We start from the raw sequence: 15,271 nt of genomic DNA on the forward strand, positions 1-15,271 counted from the left end.
TTTGAGAGTGGTTTTGCCTGGGTCAGGAGCGGGCCCAGGCTTGAACGCTTGAGCAACTTTGCCAATCATTAAACCAGCACGTTTTCCCGGCGCATCACGATGACCATTCCTGGCCGAATTTCCTCCATAACGATGGGCAGCAATCGGCCATACTTCCGCCGGAACAGTTGATCACTTGTGAGATTATCAGAGGAAATGTGCGTTCAATCAGATTGAGCGCCCCCTTCCAAAATCTCAAACCCGTCATCAATGGGAGCATATCCGACAACTTTTCTGCTCTGATCAATAGAGAGGCGCTTATAGCGGTTATCTGAGACCCCATGGATAACGTGAAACCCCTTTAGCTCGGCTTCAACGCAATTATTGAGTAGCGCGACAACATCTCTAAAACTGATGAAGGCGGCGACGTCTCTGGGACTGTGGGTCTCCCCTTGTTGAAATTTGGCTACGTTGGCAATACGAACTGCGATGGTTGTCATCTGTCCATCGTTTGCATACATCGAAGCCAAAGCTTCTCCAAACGCCTTGCTGACGCCGTAAAGATTGCCTGGTTTAGGGGCCATGCATTCCTGTATCTGAACATCCGTTGGATATCCTTCGATCACTTGGGCACTGCTTGCAAATATGAAGCGCTTGCAGCCTTGTGCCTTTGCGGCGAACAGCATGTTGTAAGTGCCCACGATGTTCACTGGAAGCAGTGAGGCCATGAAATCGGCGTCCGGGTCAGGGTCAGCAGCAAGATGGATGACGGTATGGATACCTTCGCAAGCTCGAAGGCAAGTGGCTTGATCCGTGACATCCAGAGCGAAACGCTGTGCCGATTCCGGAAGTTGAGTTACGTCTAAATCGGCCAAACGCAAATCGGATTTATCGTTGCGCTCTTGCCAAAAAGCAGTGCCGATTTTTCCTGCCGCACCTGTGACGAGGATTTTTCCTGAGCTCATTCCGGCATGTCCTTATGGTAAATGTCACGCTAGCCTCCCAGCCTTTTGGACGGTCTACAACCTCTGATCCAATCAGCAGCGCGCCAACTCTCGTCGGGCTGCAGCCCTCAATTTCACGCAGCAGTCTGCCGCAACTCAGTCCTCACTCGGGTCGTAACTGTTCACATTGGGCACTTGCAAATGCAGCCGCCCAAGCAAATCAACCAACGTATCAACCTCAGCCGGGGTCAATCCGCTGAGCAGTCGCGCTTCTCGCTCAAGTGCAACTTTGAGCACGCGGTCATGCAGTTCTTTGCCGCTGGCCGTCAATCGCACGGTGTAACGCCGCGCATCCTTGGGATCCAGCTGACTGGTGATCCGCCCCGCTGCTTCCAGCGTTTGCAATGAACGACTGACAGCGCTCTTGTCGAGACCGATCGCCTGGCAGATTCGATTGGCGGTGATGTCGGATTCAACCGCCAGCATCGACAGCATCCGCCATTCAACCACGCCGATTCCGAAGTGTTTGCGGTAGCACTGGGAAGCCCCGGTGGCGAGTTTGTTCGCCAGGAATGTCACCAGGCCAGGTACATAACGCGACAGGTTCAGTTGTGTATCGGTAGCCATCGAGAAAACACCGTAGATCGAAGATCTTGCAATTTGGTTGACACCGCAACTAAATTATCTGAGGATTCACTCAGCCTGACATTGCGGACGATGCGCCGCATGATACGCCCTAGCACAACCTCAAAAAAATAATTAACAGGTCTTGCTTATGAACCCTCGCCAACCGTGCCCTTCCCTGGCGCCCATGATTAGCCACTCCTTCTGCTTCTTCGCGCCCGGCTGATTCGTCACCCGCTCGCCCCCCTTTTTGCCATACGTTTTTCAGCTGCCACTTCAATGTGGAGGGAGAAGTCATGCTTCAAGTCAACGTCACCCGCAAAGTCGTTGAGGCCGAGGGTATTTGCAGTTTTGAGCTGTGCGCAGCGGACGATCAGCCGTTACCACCGTTCAATGCCGGTGCTCACATCGACATCCACATTGCCGGCGGCCTCACTCGGCAATACTCGCTGTGCAATGACTCAAAAGAACGTCATCGCTACGTAATCAGTGTGCTGAAGGATCCCGCCTCTCGGGGTGGTTCTGCTGCGATGCACGACACCATCAGCCAAGGACAGACACTCAGCATCAGCGAACCCCGCAACCTCTTTCCACTCGCGGACTCAGCCAACCGTCACCTGCTGTTTGGCGGTGGTATTGGCATTACCCCAATGCTGGCAATGGCTCATGAGCTGCATCATCAAGGCGCGGATTTCGAGCTGCATTACTGCTTTCGATCCAGCGAGCGTGCCGCGTTTATCCAATACCTGCGACAAGCGCCGTTCGCCAGCCACGTGCATTTGCATGACGACAGCGGATCGCCCGCACAGAAACTCGATGCCACCGCCCTCCTCGCCGCGCCAGATACCACGACTCACCTTTACGTGTGCGGCCCTGCCGGCTTCATGAATTTCATCCTCGACACCGCGCAGATCGCTGGCTGGCCCGAAGATCGCGTGCACAGAGAGTTCTTCGCCGCCGCACCTGTCGATGCAAGCGCTGATTTGCCCTTCGAAGTTCAACTGGCGAGCACAGGGCAGATTTTTTACATCCCCGCCGATCGCACTGTTTTCGAAGTGCTCGATGAGGCCGGGATCGCCATCGAGTCATCGTGCGAGCAAGGCGTCTGCGGCACCTGTGTCACGGGCCTGCTCGAAGGCGTTGGCGATCATCGTGACCAGTTCATGACGGCTGCAGAACACGCTGCCAACGACCGTTTCACCCCGTGCTGCTCACGTGCCAAATCGCCCCGACTGGTATTGGATCTTTGACCTGAACCGAGCCTCGACCGCTCGCCGGAGAACATCATGACTACCGCTGCCCAACCCCTCGCCCATGAAATTGCCCCGGCCACTGTGCCGAGCTTCCCGCTCGATCAATGGTACGTCGCAGCCTTGAGCCGGGAGCTGAAAGACCAGCCCCTTGGCCGCACGTTACTGAACAAACCCGTGGTGCTTTTCCGCACGGCAGATAACCAGATCGCCGCGCTGGAAGACCGCTGCTGCCATCGCGCACTGCCGCTGTCCGGTGGCACAGTGGAGGAACGCGGTTTGCGCTGCGGTTACCACGGTCTGCTATTTAATGAAGGCGGTAAATGCATTGAAATTCCGGGCCAGGACAAGATCCCGAGCAAAGCCAAAGTGCCTGCCTACCCTGTCCGGGAGCAGGATCAGATCATCTGGATCTGGTTTGGCAGCGCTGAGCATCCAGAGCCGACATTCGCGCCACCGGTCTACGACGTGCACAGCAGCGGCAAATACCTGTTCGACGGTGATGTCTATCACTACGACGCGCCCTATCAACTCATCCATGACAACCTCATGGATCTCAGTCATCTGGGCTACGTCCATTTGCACACCATTGGTGGCAACGCCAGCATTCACATGAACGCGCAGATGAACGTGGATGGTGATGACTCGACGGTTCGCGTGGTTCGCCACATGCCCGATTCCGTTCCGCCGCCGACCTACACCGCGGCCTACCCGTTCAAAGGCAACATCGACCGCTGGCAGGAGATCGAATTTCACTTCAATCACCTGCGCATCTGGACCGGCGCGATCGATGCAGGCACGGACGACCTGAACAACCCGGATCGAGGCGGTTTTCATATGCGCGGTTTTCACGGCGTGACGCCGGAAACAGACACCACAAGCCACTATTTCTGGACCATGGCCACTAACCCTGAACATGATCCCGAGGCCGTCACAGCCAAAGTCCTGCATCAGACGCGATTGACGTTCGACGAAGACAAAGTGGTGATCGAGGCGCAGTACCAGAACATGTGCCGGTTCGGTACGCGCCCGATGATTGATATTCATGTCGACGTCGGAGCCAATCGTGCTCGTAGAATCATCGAGCGACTGCGCAATCCGATGAATTAGAGGCCTCAAAACAGTGGCGGCAGCAAACGCCGTCCACTGTGCTCAAAGCCTCTGCCGTGCTAACGCGGCGCAAACGCTACGCCGACCCGCTCGGCATACTTGAGCCACGCGGCTTTGAGCCGTTCGACCGTCTGCGGCTGAGCGGCCGCCAGGTCATGGGTTTCACCACGATCCTGCGCAACATCAAACAATTGCCATTGCGGCGGCTGTGCATGATCGCCGAACCCCGCTTGCGGGCGCATGCCCAACAATTTGAGGTTGCCCTCACGATAATAAGCATTGCCGAACAACTCTCCGCCCAGACTCTCAGCGTCGTGAGGGCTGCCCTTGCCTTCGAGCATTGGCAGGATGGATCGGCCGGTAATCGGGTGTTTGTCCGCTTCGCTCGGCAAGGCGATGCCCGCCAGATCAAGGAACGTCGGCGCCAGATCATCCACCCGCGCTACGCCTCTTTCCACACCCTGACGACGCAGTGTCCTGGGCAGTTGAATGATCACCGGCACACTGATTCCGCCTTCGGCCGTGGTGCCCTTGAACAAGTGGAAAGGCGCGGCACTGACCTCCGCCCAGCGCAAACCATAATCGATCTGCGAGCCCGGCTGGCCCAGATTGGCCAAGCTGTTATCGGTGTTCGCGCCGGGTGGATAGAACTGCGCATGGTTTTCCGCCGCTGCGCCGTTGTCGGACATGAACACGATCACCGTGTTGTCGTACTGGCCGCTTTGGCGCAGGTAGTCGATGACCCGGCCAATGTTGTGATCGAGGTTGTCGACCATCGCCGCGTAGATCTCCATTTTCCGCGCTTCGACTTTCTGCTGCTCAGCCGTGAGTTGCTGCCAACCGGGCAGCCGTGGGTTCACGGGCAACGGTTGCGCTGGCTGAAAGTCTTTGTCCACCAGGCCGAGCTTTTTCAGCCGATCAATGCGCGATGAGCGCACGGTGTCGTAGCCTTGATCGAAACGGCCGCGGTATTTGTCCAGGTATTCCTTGGGCGCTTGCAACGGCCAATGCGGTGACGTGTAGGCGGCATAGGCAAAAAACGGTTTGCCTTGGCGTTGGCTGTTTTGCAGATAGCCAATCAGCTTGTCGGTGTAAAAGTCTGTCGAGTAGAACGTGTCGGGCACCTCTACCGACTGGCCGTTTTCACGGTAATGCACTTGCTCCAACGGCGTGGGTGCAACGCTGGCGGGCTTGAAGTGCGTCGCCCCGCCTTCCAGCAAGGTGAACGACTGCTCAAAACCGCGCCGGTCAGGACCTTGATCGGCCTCCAGACCCAAGTGCCATTTGCCGACCATCAGCGTGTTGTATCCGCCCGCTTTAAGTAGCTCGGCAACCGAGTAGGCCCTCCCATTCAGGTATCCCTCATAGCTTGCTTTGCCTCGTTGAAACGGTTGCAAGGCTTCGGCCATGGTGCCCAGCCCGACGAGGTGATTGTCAGTGCCGGACAGCAACATCGATCGGGTGATGGAACAGGTCGGCGCCGCGTACATGCTGGTAAATTGCACGCCCTGTTGCGCCAGTTCATCCAGCCTCGGGGTGTGAATCTCGCCGCCATAGCTGCCCAGATCCGAATATCCGAGATCGTCCGCCACAATCAGCAGAATATTCGGTTGGCTGGCCGCCAGAGCCAAGCCGCTGCCCATACTCAGGGCGCAAAAAAGTGCCGTCAGCGGTAATCGCGATAGAGCCATCGGTTTTCTCTTATTGTCGTTGAAGGAGTGTCCGGAATTCACTCTTCGAAAATAGCCACCGCACGCACAAAACCTGCTGACGCATGGCGGATCTTGTAAGGAAAACACGACACCGTGAAGCCGCTCGCTGGCAGGGATTCGAGGTTGGCCAGTTTTTCCATCTGCCCGTAGCCGATATCGCGCCCGGCCTTATGCCCTTCCCAGATGATCGAGGCATCGCCGCTGGCAGCAAAACGTTCACGGGTGTATTTGAACGGCGCGTCCCAGCTCCAGGCATCCGTGCCGACCACGCGCACGCCGCGTTCCAGCAGATACATCGTCGCTTCGCGCCCCATGCCGATGCCGGCATCGAGATACCCCGGCTGGCCAAACAACGCCCCGGCGCGTGTGTTGACCAGCACGATATCCAGCGGCTGCAACGCGTACTCAATACGCGCCAGTTCCGCTTCAACCTCTTCTGCCGTGACCACGTGACCGTCGGGCAAATGGCGAAAGTCCAGTTTGACCCCCGGCTGCAAGCACCAGTCCAGCGGCAACTCGTCAATGCCAAACGCCGGCTCGCCGCCATCGGTGGTCGAGGCGTAATGCCACGGCGCGTCCATGTGGGTGCCGCTGTGGGTGGTGATCTGCAAACGCTCGGCGGCCCACGATTCGTTGCCGGGCATCTGCTCAAGTTGCAGACCCGGAAACATCGCGGCCATTTCCGGCCAGCCTTGTTGGTGGTCCATGTAATCGATTTTTGGCAACAGCGGCGGCGGGTCTGTGTACGGGTTGTTATCGAGGGTCACCGAAAGGTCGACCAGACGACGTTTACGCTGGATGGGCTGTGACATGAGGCGTATCTCCGTTCAACGGCAGAGGCCGATAAGGGGCTGGATTGAGGGCGTTGCGAATAAGCGTGGCGACGCTGCCGTCATGGCTGAAGCCAGCAGCGCGGGCCTGCGGGGTTTTCAAGGGCGGCATGCGCCCGAACAGGGTTTCGAGGTCAAGGTCAGCGGCGAAACTGATCAGCCCACGGCGTTGCTCGCCGTAAGTTGCCGCCAGTGCATCGATGACCTGGGCGATGGACAAATGCAGCACCGGCAGTTGCCAGACCCGCTGTTGCGCGGCGGCGTCATCCAGTTCAGCGGCGTGGATCAGGTTGTTTACGCAACAGCGCGCCGACATCCACCACGCCGTTGCTTGCGGTGATACCGGACAGCAATACTCAGCGCCCTCGGCAAAGGCACGCATCAAGTCGCTCATAAAGGCCGAGCGCAAGCCGTTGGGTTCGCGTGGGCGCGCGACAATGCCCGGCAGACGCACCGCGCGGCTGTCGACTTCAGCGCGCCGACCCAGATCGATCAGCGCGCGCTCGACCATCACCTTGTGTGTGCCGTACGACAGTTGCGGATGCAGTTCAGCCTGCTCGTTCATCTTCGCTGGCAGATCCGCGCCGTACACCGCGACGCTGCTGGCATAGACCAACACCGGAGGTCGCGCCTTGTTGCGCAGTTGATCGAGCAGTTCGAGGCTGGCCAGCAGGTTGACCTGATAACCCAGTTCGTAATGCGCCTCCGCCGCTCCGCCGGGGACGCTGACCAAGTGAAACACAACATCGATGCCATCGGCCAAGACCCGGCGCATCAACGCTGCATCCGTCACGCTGCCGCTGTGTCGACGCAAGCGCGGATCGTCTGGCAGTCCTTGCACATCGGTGTCGAGCACCAGCAACGAGCGAATGACTTGCCCGCGCAAACTGCCGCGCGCGAGCAGACAACGCAGCAGTTCGCGACCGACAAAGCCATTGGCTCCGGTAATCAGTACACGCATGGGCGTTCCTTAGCCGTGGGCCTTGACGACGCGTTGATCGATCGCACCAAACAGTGACTGGCCATCGCTGCCGGTGACGTCCATGCGCACGCGATCACCGAAACGCATAAAGCCTGTCACCGGTGCGCCGTGCTCGATCATCTCAATGGCCCGACGTTCGGCGATGCACGCCGAGCCGACATTGCGCTCGACGTTCGACACCGTGCCGGAACCGATCAGGGTGCCGGCGCGCAAGCGACGGGTTAAGGCCGCGTGGGCGATCAGCTCACCAAAATGAAAGTTCATCTGCGCGCCGTGCGGCTGGCCAAACCATTCGTCGTTCCACTGCACTTGCAGGGGCAAATTCACGCGGCCATCGCGCCAGGCTTCGCCGAGCTCATCCGGGGTAATCGCCAGCGGGGCAAAACTGGAGGACGGTTTGGCTTGCAGGAAACCGAACCCGGTGCGCATTTCCCGCGGTGCCAGCGCACGCAGGCTGACATCGTTGATCTGCAGGATCAGTTTGATGTGCTGCAACGCGCTCTCGGCCGAACAGCCCATCGGCACATCATCGACCAGCACGACAAATTCGCCTTCGAAATCGATGCCCTGGCTTTCGCTCGGCAGTTGGATGTCATCGTGTGCGCCGATGAAGTCATCACCGGCGCCCTGGTACATCAACGGCGTGCGGTCAGCGCCTTCGATCGGGTCGAGATTGAACGCTTTCTGCATCAGTGCGCCGTGACTGAGAAACGCCGAGCCGTCGCACCATTGATAAGCACGCGGCAGCGGCGCCATCGCCTGCGCGGGGTCGAAGGCAAAGGCCTCGCGGCAATCGTGGTTTTCAAGTTCACGCGCCAGGGCTTGCAAACGCGGTTCGGCTTCAGCCCAGTTTTCGATGGCTTGCTGCAAGGTCGGCGCTACCGAACGGGCGTCAATAGCCCGAGACATGTCGCGCGAAACCACCACCAATTGGCCGTCACGGCTAGCGTTTTTCAAGGTTGCGAGCTTCATGCTTTTTCTCCCGGGCAGTCTTGCAGTTCAGCGGTAAAGCGCCCGTCCAGCAGAATAAACACCATGCGCGCCATGGCCTCGGTGCGGTTGCTCCACGCGTGATTGGTGCCGCGTTGAACCACCACGTCGCCACGCTTGAGGTGGACCTCTTCATCGTCGAGCACCAGCCAGACTTCGCCTTCGGTGACGATGCCGTAATCGAGGGTTTCGGTGCGGTGCATCAGTTTGTGCCGCGAGTTCGCCTGGCCGGTGCCGGCATGCGCTTGGCCAATCTCGGCAAATGCGGCCGCAGCAGCGGCATCATTGACCTGGTTCTGCACGCTGTCTGGTGGAATGTCGACGACACGAATCACGCTGCCCTGCGGGCCGGGGCTCAGCTGTAAAGGTTTGCTGGTTGGATCATCGGCATTGTCCAGCAGTGCCGGACTGCCGCTACTGTTCCATATCTCATGAAACACCGTGCCTGGCACCGCTTGCAGTGCGAAGACGTTAGCGGTTGCGCCGAGACTGGCGACGACGGCGCGGCCGTGGGCATCATGCCCGGTGACCACGCGTTTGAAAGGGGGAAGCGCTTGCATGGAAAATCCTCGTTCAATGGCCGTTGCCGATGGAGTCGTGACCGCCGACATGGGCGCGTTTCAACAGACCACCGAGCCTCGGCACGGACAGACAAAACAGCGCCACGACCAGTTGCAGCCAACCGATCATGGCCAGTGCTTGCGGCAATGCCGTGGAAGCTCCGGATGTGATGGCGAGTACCACCAGCGGGCTGATGAATTCGCCAGCGAAAATCGCCGCGGTGAAACACCCCGCCGCGCGCCCACGCTGGTCAAAACCGACTTGCGCCATGATCCAGGTGATCAACGTCGGCAACATCAGGCCGATGCCCAGACCGTTGACCAAGACCGCGACCACCACTTGCGCGTGGCTGCCGGCAGCGGCCATCAACAGGCCGCCGATGCCGGCCAGGCCATAGGCAATCAGCAACAGATGCTGGCTGCGCAGACCGCTCAACAAGCGAAAACTCAAGGCCCCGACGAGCACGCCGAGTTGATTGGCGCCCATGGTCATGCCGATCTGCTGCGGCGCATCCACGTGCAACAAGTTGAGCAAGTAGCCGGCCTGCACCGGCACGATGAACAGGCTCAGTCCCGCGAGCAGCGACAATGCATACAGGGGCGTCAGTGCCCGCCATGGAAATGCGCGCGGGGCTGGCACCGGCGCCGTTGTCGCCGGTTGCACGCGGGGTTGCGGTTCCCAGAGTTTCCACGCCATCAGCGGCAGAAAAACCAGACCGACCGCGTACAGCGCAAACGGTGCGCGCCAGTCGTCCTGACCGAGAAAACCACCCAGCGCGATAAACACCGCAGCGGACAGTGAGGTCGCGACCATTTGCAAGGCGAACAAGCGCTCGCGTCGGGCGCCGCTGTAGTAGTCGCCCATCAGCGTGGTGCAGCAGGTCATGATCCCCGCCTCCGCCAGACCGATCCCGGCGCGGCTGGCGACGATGGCCTGCAGCGAATCAAGCCACAGCGGTAACACACCGCAAAGCGTGTAGAGGGCCATGCTCGCCAACAACAGCGGTTTGCGTCCGAGCCGATCGACGATGACCCCGGCAAACGGCGCCAGTACTGCAATCATCAATGCCGGCAAGGTCAGCACGATCGGCACCAGCACGGTGCTGCCGGCGACCTCGGCAAAATGGGCCTGCATGCGCGGTAATACCGGTGCGAGCAATACCGCGCCGAGCACGGGCAGGCAACTGCCGAGCAGCAACAGCAACGATTGCGTCCAACCGGCGCGGCGGCCGCTGTTTTCCAATGAAGACTCAACGGCCATGACAGGTCTCCCGATGACGCGATTGATGACTATCTACCGCCACGGCTCGCGACGGCAGGCTCAGATTGATCGCCTCCGCCGGCATTTCTGCGTCGGTGTTCGTGTGCCGTGCAGGCAGCAGGAAGTACGCCAGCGCTGGCAACAGCAGCAGCGCGCCGACCATGTTCCAGACGAACATGAACGCCAGCAGCACGCCCATGTCAGCCTGGAATTTGATCGGCGAGAAGATCCACGTGGCCACGCCAATGGCGAGCGTGATGCCGGTGAGCATCACCACTTTGCCGGTGGACACCAGCGCGCGGTAATAGGCCTCTGACAGGCTCGCGCCCTGGCGCAGATGACCAAGCAGGATGCTCATCACATACAACGCATAGTCGACGCCAATGCCAACACCCAACGCGATCACCGGCAACGTCGCGACCTTTACGCCGATGTTCAGCCAGACCATCAACGCTTCGCAGAGGATCGAGGTGACCATCAGTGGAATCACCGCGCACAGCGTGGCGCGCCACGAACGGAAAGTGATCAGGCACAGCACGATCACCGCGCCGTAGACCCAGAACAACATCTCGCGATTGGCTTGTTTGACCACGATATTGGTCGCCGCTTCGATGCCGGCATTGCCCGCTGCCAGCAGGAACTGCACGTCCTGGTCGTTATTGGCGGCGGCGAATTGCTCAACGTGCTCGACCAGCCGCGTCAGCGTTTCAGCCTTGTGATCGGTGAGGTAGGCGTACAGCGTGAGCAGGCTGCAATCCTCGTTGTACAAGCCGCGTGGCGCACTGGCGGTGATCATGTTGAGCATCGCCTGATTGTTCTGCAGCTCGTACCACTTGGCGCTGCCTTCGCTAAGGCCAACCAGCATGCGCCGGTTGAGCAAGGCCAGCGAGTTGGTCGAATCCACCCCCGGCAATGCCCGCAGTTGCCAGTCCAGCGCATCGACTTTGGCAAGGATGTCGTAACGCGCACATTGCCCGGCCGGAGTCTTCACCATCACGGCGAACAAATCACTGCTGGCGCCGTAATGCCGGGTCAGATACGCATCGTCCTGGTTGTAGCGTGAGTCGGCCCGCAGCTCCGGTGCGCCGGCATCCAGATCACCGATCTTCAATTGCAGGCTGACCACAAAGCCCAATGCCGCCAACGCCAGGCTGATGGCAATGCACAGGCTGGCCCAGCGACGTCGGGTAAACAGATCGAGAAAACGCCAGAAACCATGACGCCGCGCGCCGGCCTGATCGTTCTGCTCGCTCTTCAGGCTCAATTGCGCCGCACGTGGCGTTACGCCGACGTAGGACAGCAACACCGGCAGCAGAATCAGGTTGGTGAAAATCAGCACCGCCACACCGATACTGGCGATCACGGCCAGATCCTGAATCACCTGGATCTTGATCAGCATCAGCACGGCAAAACCCACTGCGTCGCAGAGCAATGCCGTCAGCCCGGCCAGAAACAGCCGTCGAAAGGTGAAGCGCGCGGCCACCACCCGGTGCATGCCGCGACCGATGTCCTGCATGATGCCGTTCATTTTCTGCGCGCCGTGGCTCATGCCGATGGCGAACACCAGAAACGGCACCAGCACCGAATACGGATCCAGTTGATAGTCGAGCAACGGCAACAGGCCCAACTGCCAGACCACCGCCACCAGCGAACAGAACACCACCAGCAACGTGCTGCGCAGGCAGCGTGTGTACCAGAACAGCACGGCGGTGGTGATCAGGATCGCGACGGCGAAGAACAGCAGGATCTGCTTGAGCCCGGCAATCAGGTCGCCGACCTTTTTCGCGAAACCGGTGATGTGAATGTCGATCCTGTCGTTCTGGTACTCGCTGCGCAACGCCTCCAGTTGCTCCGACAGCACCGAGTAATTGAGCGCCTGGCCGTCAGCGGTCGTCGCCAGTAACGGCACGTAAATGATGCTCGAGGTTTGATCGAACGCTACCAGTTGGCCAAGCTCGTTGGAGCGCTGCACGTTGCGGCGCAAAGCCTCGAGACCGGCCGGTGTGCCAGCGTAATCGTCCGGGATCACCGGGCCGCCATCCAGTCCGTCTTCAGTCACTGCGACCCAGCGAGTTGCCGGCGTCCACAGCGATTTCATGTAGGCGCGATCAACGCCAGGCAGCAGGTAAAGCTTGTCGCTCAAGGCCTGCAAGGTTTTCAGATAGTCAGAATCGTAGATATCGCCCTGGCGATTGGCGACGACAATGCGCAAGGAGTTGCCCAGACCGCTGAGTTGCTTTTGATGTTGCAGATAATTGGCGATGTAGGGTTGTTGCGTGGGAATCATCTTTTCGAAACTGGCGTTCAGCTCGACGCGCGTGGCCTGATAGCCCAAGAAAAGCGTGGTCACCAGGCACACCAGCAGCACCCACAACCGGTGGTTGAACAAAGTGCGTTCCACGACCGAGCCGGAGCGCGGGTCGAAACTCGCCAGGCTGGCCGTGGCGTTGTCGAATGGTTTCATAACCTCACTCCGAAGCTGTAGCGGTGGGCGACGCCAGGCGCGTCAACCCGGTAAAACCGGCCAGCACCAGGCTGCCATCGGCGGCCTGCACGACGCTGGCAATCGGTTTGCCCAGCGGTTTGCCGAAAGGCTGCAGGGTGGGTGCGTCGCCCGTGGTGCGAAACATCGCGCCCGCCTGATTGACCACCAACAGCTGGCCGTCAGCGGTGCGGATCGCTTCACTGAAGGACACGGGCATCGGTACGGGCGCGGGCAAAAAGCTGTCGCCGCCGTCGGTGGAAATGAACGCGTTGCCTTTCAATCCTGCCGCCAGCAGCGCGCCGTCATCGCGTACTTGCAGGGCGAAGAAACTGCCGCTGTAAGGGCTGTCGAGCGCAACGAAAGATTGTCCGCCGTCCTCGGAACGCGCCACATAGCCTTGCTCGCCAGCGATGAACCAACGCTCGCCTTGTTGCGCGATGGCATACAGATGCGCCCCCATCGGATTGTCGATATGGCCCATCAGCGACTGCCAGCTCACGCCGCCGTCTTCGGTGGTAAAGGCGAGGCCGTAGGCGCCGACGATCAGGCCGTGACGCGCATCGGTGAACTTGAGGCTCAGAAACGGTTTGTCCGCGCCTTCGCTGACCATCCGTTCGGCGGTTTGCACGCGTGCCGCCGCTGCGTCCGGGTCAGTGGCTGTCGGCAGTTGCTCGCGTGCGGCGTGCAATTCCAATTGCGCCGCGCGGTTGCCGTCCAGCTGCAACGCCCAGTTTTCGCCGCCGTCGTGGGAGACCAGCACCGCACCGGCATGGCCGACCGCCCAGCCCGTGTTGGTATCGACAAACTGCACCGCCGTAAGACTGACGGAGACCGGCACCTGCGCCTGCCGCCAATTGATACCGTTGTCATCGGAGAGCAAGACGATGCCGCGTTCGCCGACTGCCACCAACCGCGCGCCCGCCCGGGCCAGATCAAGCAAGACCGCTTGCCGGGCCTGCGGCGCGCGCATCGCCGGGGTGTTCAATACATCACCGACGGCTGCGGCCTGAGCCTGGCTCACGGGTAATACGCAAGGCAGCGCCAGCAGCGCTAACAACCGCCCGAGCACCTGACAGATTCTGTTCATACCGACCTCGAAACCACCTGTGAAACCGGATCGCCACACCGTGTGGCGATCCGGCCCGATTCAACGAACCCCGGCACCCGCCATCGCCGCCGGCGAGAATTCCGATGCCTTGTAGCGATCGACCACGCCGTATTGCTCAGGCAGGCCGGTGTAGACGTTCTGGATAAACCAGGCGCCGGAGGTCAGGTCGTAGAAACCCGAAGACAGCTGCGCCTGCGCTGGCAGATCCGGCAGCACGGCCGGTAGCGACCACAAGGTTTTGGCGAGTTGGCCGTTGGCGTCCCAACGATCACCGAGCATCGCTTGCCAGGTGTCTTCGTCGAGGTAGTAACGGCCCTTCGGCAGTTGGTGACGTTTGCCCGGTGCGAGTTCGGCGTCCACCACCCACACGCGATGCAATTCCCAGCGCACGTAATCAGGATTCATGTGATGGGCCAGAAACAGGTCTTCCGGCTTGCCTGCGGTCAGGACTTTGTTGGTGTTGTAGGGGATATACATTTCTTGCTTGCCGACCAGCTTCCAGTCGAAGCGATCGATGCGCCCCTGGAACACGCTCAACTCATCGAACGACATCACCCCGGCGGTTGCCGGCGTCGGCGTGTCGCAGCAGGCATTCGGCAACTTGCGCACGCGGCGCTGGCCGGTCAGATAGACGTGGGCCTGGGACTTGTCGCCGTTGATATTGGTGCGCCCCATGATTTGCTCACCGGCACGCAACGGCGGGCCGACGTTAAGCAGACGGAACAGCCAGTAATCACCAGCGAAGCTTTCCGGCGTGCCGTCCTGGTAGTAATACGGCATGTCCTGGATCGCCTGGCCGTCGGTGGTCATCACCTGTTTGCCGTCTGCGGTCATCAGGTAATGGCGAAAGTGCATGGCCAGTGACGTGCCGCGCCAGTTGAGGATGTGGTTCCACATGGCTTCGGCGCCGTTATGCGGAATCGGGAATGGAATACCGCCAAACGCACCTTCGGGCACCGGTCCGGCGCTGCTGTCGACGAGTTTGGCGCGGGTGGCATTTTTCAGGGTGTTGTCATACACCCATTGCGGTGCGGCGGCCGTGCGACGGGTCGGATAGACGTCGATGCGATAGGTGTCAGGAAAACGCTTGAACATTTCCTTGGTGCCATCGCTGAGCTTGCCGGCGTATTGCGCCAGGTTTTTCGAGGTGATGCTGAACAGCGGCTTGTCAGTCGCAAACGGATCACCGCGCTTGCCGCCCGGTTTGTACGCCGGGTCGACCTTGGTGTAACCGCCCTGCCAGGCCGGAATGCTGCCGTCGGCATTGCCTGCGCGCTCGGCACCCATTGGCGTGAGACTGCTCGACAGTTTGGCCGCCTCTTCTGCGGTGGCCGCAGTTGCAACCTGGCTCAGGACGGTCAGCGTTCCGAGAAAGGCAAAGCACAGGGCCGTAAGGCGCGGGAGACGATTGTGGTGGTGAGAAGTCATGCGCAAGT

The 15,271-nt window shown here is 60.0% G+C and carries 13 protein-coding genes; 2 read left to right on the forward strand and 11 right to left on the reverse strand.

The features are described 5' to 3' along the window. Positions 1–203: 203 nt before the first annotated feature. Positions 204–944, reverse strand: coding sequence for an NAD(P)-dependent oxidoreductase (locus CQ009_RS12425; RefSeq protein WP_064390106.1), 741 nt, complete (start codon positions 942–944; stop codon positions 204–206). Between the two features lie 135 nt (positions 945–1,079). Beyond that, complete coding sequence (locus tag CQ009_RS12430; RefSeq protein WP_105706482.1) at positions 1,080–1,550, reverse strand: MarR family winged helix-turn-helix transcriptional regulator; 471 nt, start codon at positions 1,548–1,550, stop codon at positions 1,080–1,082. Between the two features lie 293 nt (positions 1,551–1,843). On the opposite strand from CQ009_RS12430, the gene CQ009_RS12435 reads away from it, so the two are divergent. Both CQ009_RS12435 and CQ009_RS12440 read left to right on the forward strand, forming a co-directional pair. Next, positions 1,844–2,797, forward strand: a complete 954-nt coding sequence (locus CQ009_RS12435; RefSeq protein WP_105706485.1) for a PDR/VanB family oxidoreductase — start codon at positions 1,844–1,846, stop codon at positions 2,795–2,797. A 36-nt stretch (positions 2,798–2,833) separates the two neighbouring features. Beyond that, a complete protein-coding gene (locus tag CQ009_RS12440; protein WP_105706489.1) occupies positions 2,834–3,907 on the forward strand; it encodes an aromatic ring-hydroxylating dioxygenase subunit alpha in 1,074 nt (357 codons plus the stop codon). 59 nt (positions 3,908–3,966) lie between these two features. Here CQ009_RS12440 and CQ009_RS12445 read toward each other — a convergent pair whose 3' ends face one another. The 9 genes from CQ009_RS12445 to CQ009_RS12485 are packed head-to-tail and all read right to left on the reverse strand — an operon-like array spanning position 3,967 to position 15,263. After that, complete coding sequence (locus CQ009_RS12445; protein WP_105706492.1) at positions 3,967–5,598, reverse strand: arylsulfatase; 1,632 nt, start codon at positions 5,596–5,598, stop codon at positions 3,967–3,969. Positions 5,599–5,636: 38 nt separating this feature from the next. Continuing rightward, a complete protein-coding gene (locus CQ009_RS12450; protein ID WP_064390111.1) occupies positions 5,637–6,431 on the reverse strand; it encodes a cyclase family protein in 795 nt (264 codons plus the stop codon). Continuing rightward, positions 6,409–7,410 (reverse strand): NAD-dependent epimerase/dehydratase family protein, encoded by a 1,002-nt coding sequence (locus CQ009_RS12455; RefSeq protein WP_064390112.1) that lies wholly within the window; start codon positions 7,408–7,410, stop codon positions 6,409–6,411. Before CQ009_RS12455 ends, CQ009_RS12450 begins: the two co-directional genes overlap by 23 nt. A gap of 9 nt (positions 7,411–7,419) precedes the next feature. Beyond that, positions 7,420–8,403 (reverse strand): fumarylacetoacetate hydrolase family protein, encoded by a 984-nt coding sequence (locus CQ009_RS12460; protein ID WP_064390113.1) that lies wholly within the window; start codon positions 8,401–8,403, stop codon positions 7,420–7,422. After that, the gene (locus CQ009_RS12465) at positions 8,400–8,981 is read right to left on the reverse strand and encodes a cupin domain-containing protein (RefSeq protein ID WP_064390114.1); all 582 of its coding nucleotides are present in this window, start codon (positions 8,979–8,981) and stop codon (positions 8,400–8,402) included. Before CQ009_RS12465 ends, CQ009_RS12460 begins: the two co-directional genes overlap by 4 nt. A gap of 13 nt (positions 8,982–8,994) precedes the next feature. Beyond that, entirely contained in the window at positions 8,995–10,242 is a 1,248-nt protein-coding gene (locus tag CQ009_RS12470; protein ID WP_064390115.1) for an MFS transporter, read from the reverse strand. Continuing rightward, the gene (locus tag CQ009_RS12475) at positions 10,232–12,706 is read right to left on the reverse strand and encodes an RND family transporter (RefSeq protein ID WP_105706496.1); all 2,475 of its coding nucleotides are present in this window, start codon (positions 12,704–12,706) and stop codon (positions 10,232–10,234) included. Before CQ009_RS12475 ends, CQ009_RS12470 begins: the two co-directional genes overlap by 11 nt. 4 nt (positions 12,707–12,710) lie before the next feature. Further along, entirely contained in the window at positions 12,711–13,814 is a 1,104-nt protein-coding gene (locus tag CQ009_RS12480) for a YCF48-related protein (RefSeq protein ID WP_105706499.1), read from the reverse strand. A gap of 60 nt (positions 13,815–13,874) precedes the next feature. Beyond that, positions 13,875–15,263 carry a DUF1329 domain-containing protein gene (locus CQ009_RS12485; protein WP_105706503.1) on the reverse strand — a complete coding sequence of 463 codons (1,389 nt, stop codon included), beginning with the start codon at positions 15,261–15,263 and terminating at the stop codon, positions 13,875–13,877. Positions 15,264–15,271 lie beyond the last annotated feature (8 nt).

The sequence above is a fragment of the Pseudomonas sp. MYb2 genome, assembly GCF_002979955.1.
In the GTDB taxonomy this organism is placed as follows: Bacteria; Pseudomonadota; Gammaproteobacteria; order Pseudomonadales; family Pseudomonadaceae; genus Aquipseudomonas.

What these genes read in the sequence shown, in the direction of transcription:
- CQ009_RS12480 (WP_105706499.1), bottom strand. Translation starts at nt 13,814, where the DNA reads ATGAACAGAATCTGTCAGGTGCTCGGGCGGTTGTTAGCGCTGCTGGCG.
- CQ009_RS12440 (WP_105706489.1), top strand. Translation starts at nt 2,834, where the DNA reads ATGACTACCGCTGCCCAACCCCTCGCCCATGAAATTGCCCCGGCCACT.
- CQ009_RS12485 (WP_105706503.1), bottom strand. Translation starts at nt 15,263, where the DNA reads ATGACTTCTCACCACCACAATCGTCTCCCGCGCCTTACGGCCCTGTGC.
- CQ009_RS12460 (WP_064390113.1), bottom strand. Translation starts at nt 8,403, where the DNA reads ATGAAGCTCGCAACCTTGAAAAACGCTAGCCGTGACGGCCAATTGGTG.
- CQ009_RS12465 (WP_064390114.1), bottom strand. Translation starts at nt 8,981, where the DNA reads ATGCAAGCGCTTCCCCCTTTCAAACGCGTGGTCACCGGGCATGATGCC.
- CQ009_RS12430 (WP_105706482.1), bottom strand. Translation starts at nt 1,550, where the DNA reads ATGGCTACCGATACACAACTGAACCTGTCGCGTTATGTACCTGGCCTG.
- CQ009_RS12450 (WP_064390111.1), bottom strand. Translation starts at nt 6,431, where the DNA reads ATGTCACAGCCCATCCAGCGTAAACGTCGTCTGGTCGACCTTTCGGTG.
- CQ009_RS12425 (WP_064390106.1), bottom strand. Translation starts at nt 944, where the DNA reads ATGAGCTCAGGAAAAATCCTCGTCACAGGTGCGGCAGGAAAAATCGGC.
- CQ009_RS12445 (WP_105706492.1), bottom strand. Translation starts at nt 5,598, where the DNA reads ATGGCTCTATCGCGATTACCGCTGACGGCACTTTTTTGCGCCCTGAGT.
- CQ009_RS12470 (WP_064390115.1), bottom strand. Translation starts at nt 10,242, where the DNA reads ATGGCCGTTGAGTCTTCATTGGAAAACAGCGGCCGCCGCGCCGGTTGG.
- CQ009_RS12455 (WP_064390112.1), bottom strand. Translation starts at nt 7,410, where the DNA reads ATGCGTGTACTGATTACCGGAGCCAATGGCTTTGTCGGTCGCGAACTG.
- CQ009_RS12475 (WP_105706496.1), bottom strand. Translation starts at nt 12,706, where the DNA reads ATGAAACCATTCGACAACGCCACGGCCAGCCTGGCGAGTTTCGACCCG.
- CQ009_RS12435 (WP_105706485.1), top strand. Translation starts at nt 1,844, where the DNA reads ATGCTTCAAGTCAACGTCACCCGCAAAGTCGTTGAGGCCGAGGGTATT.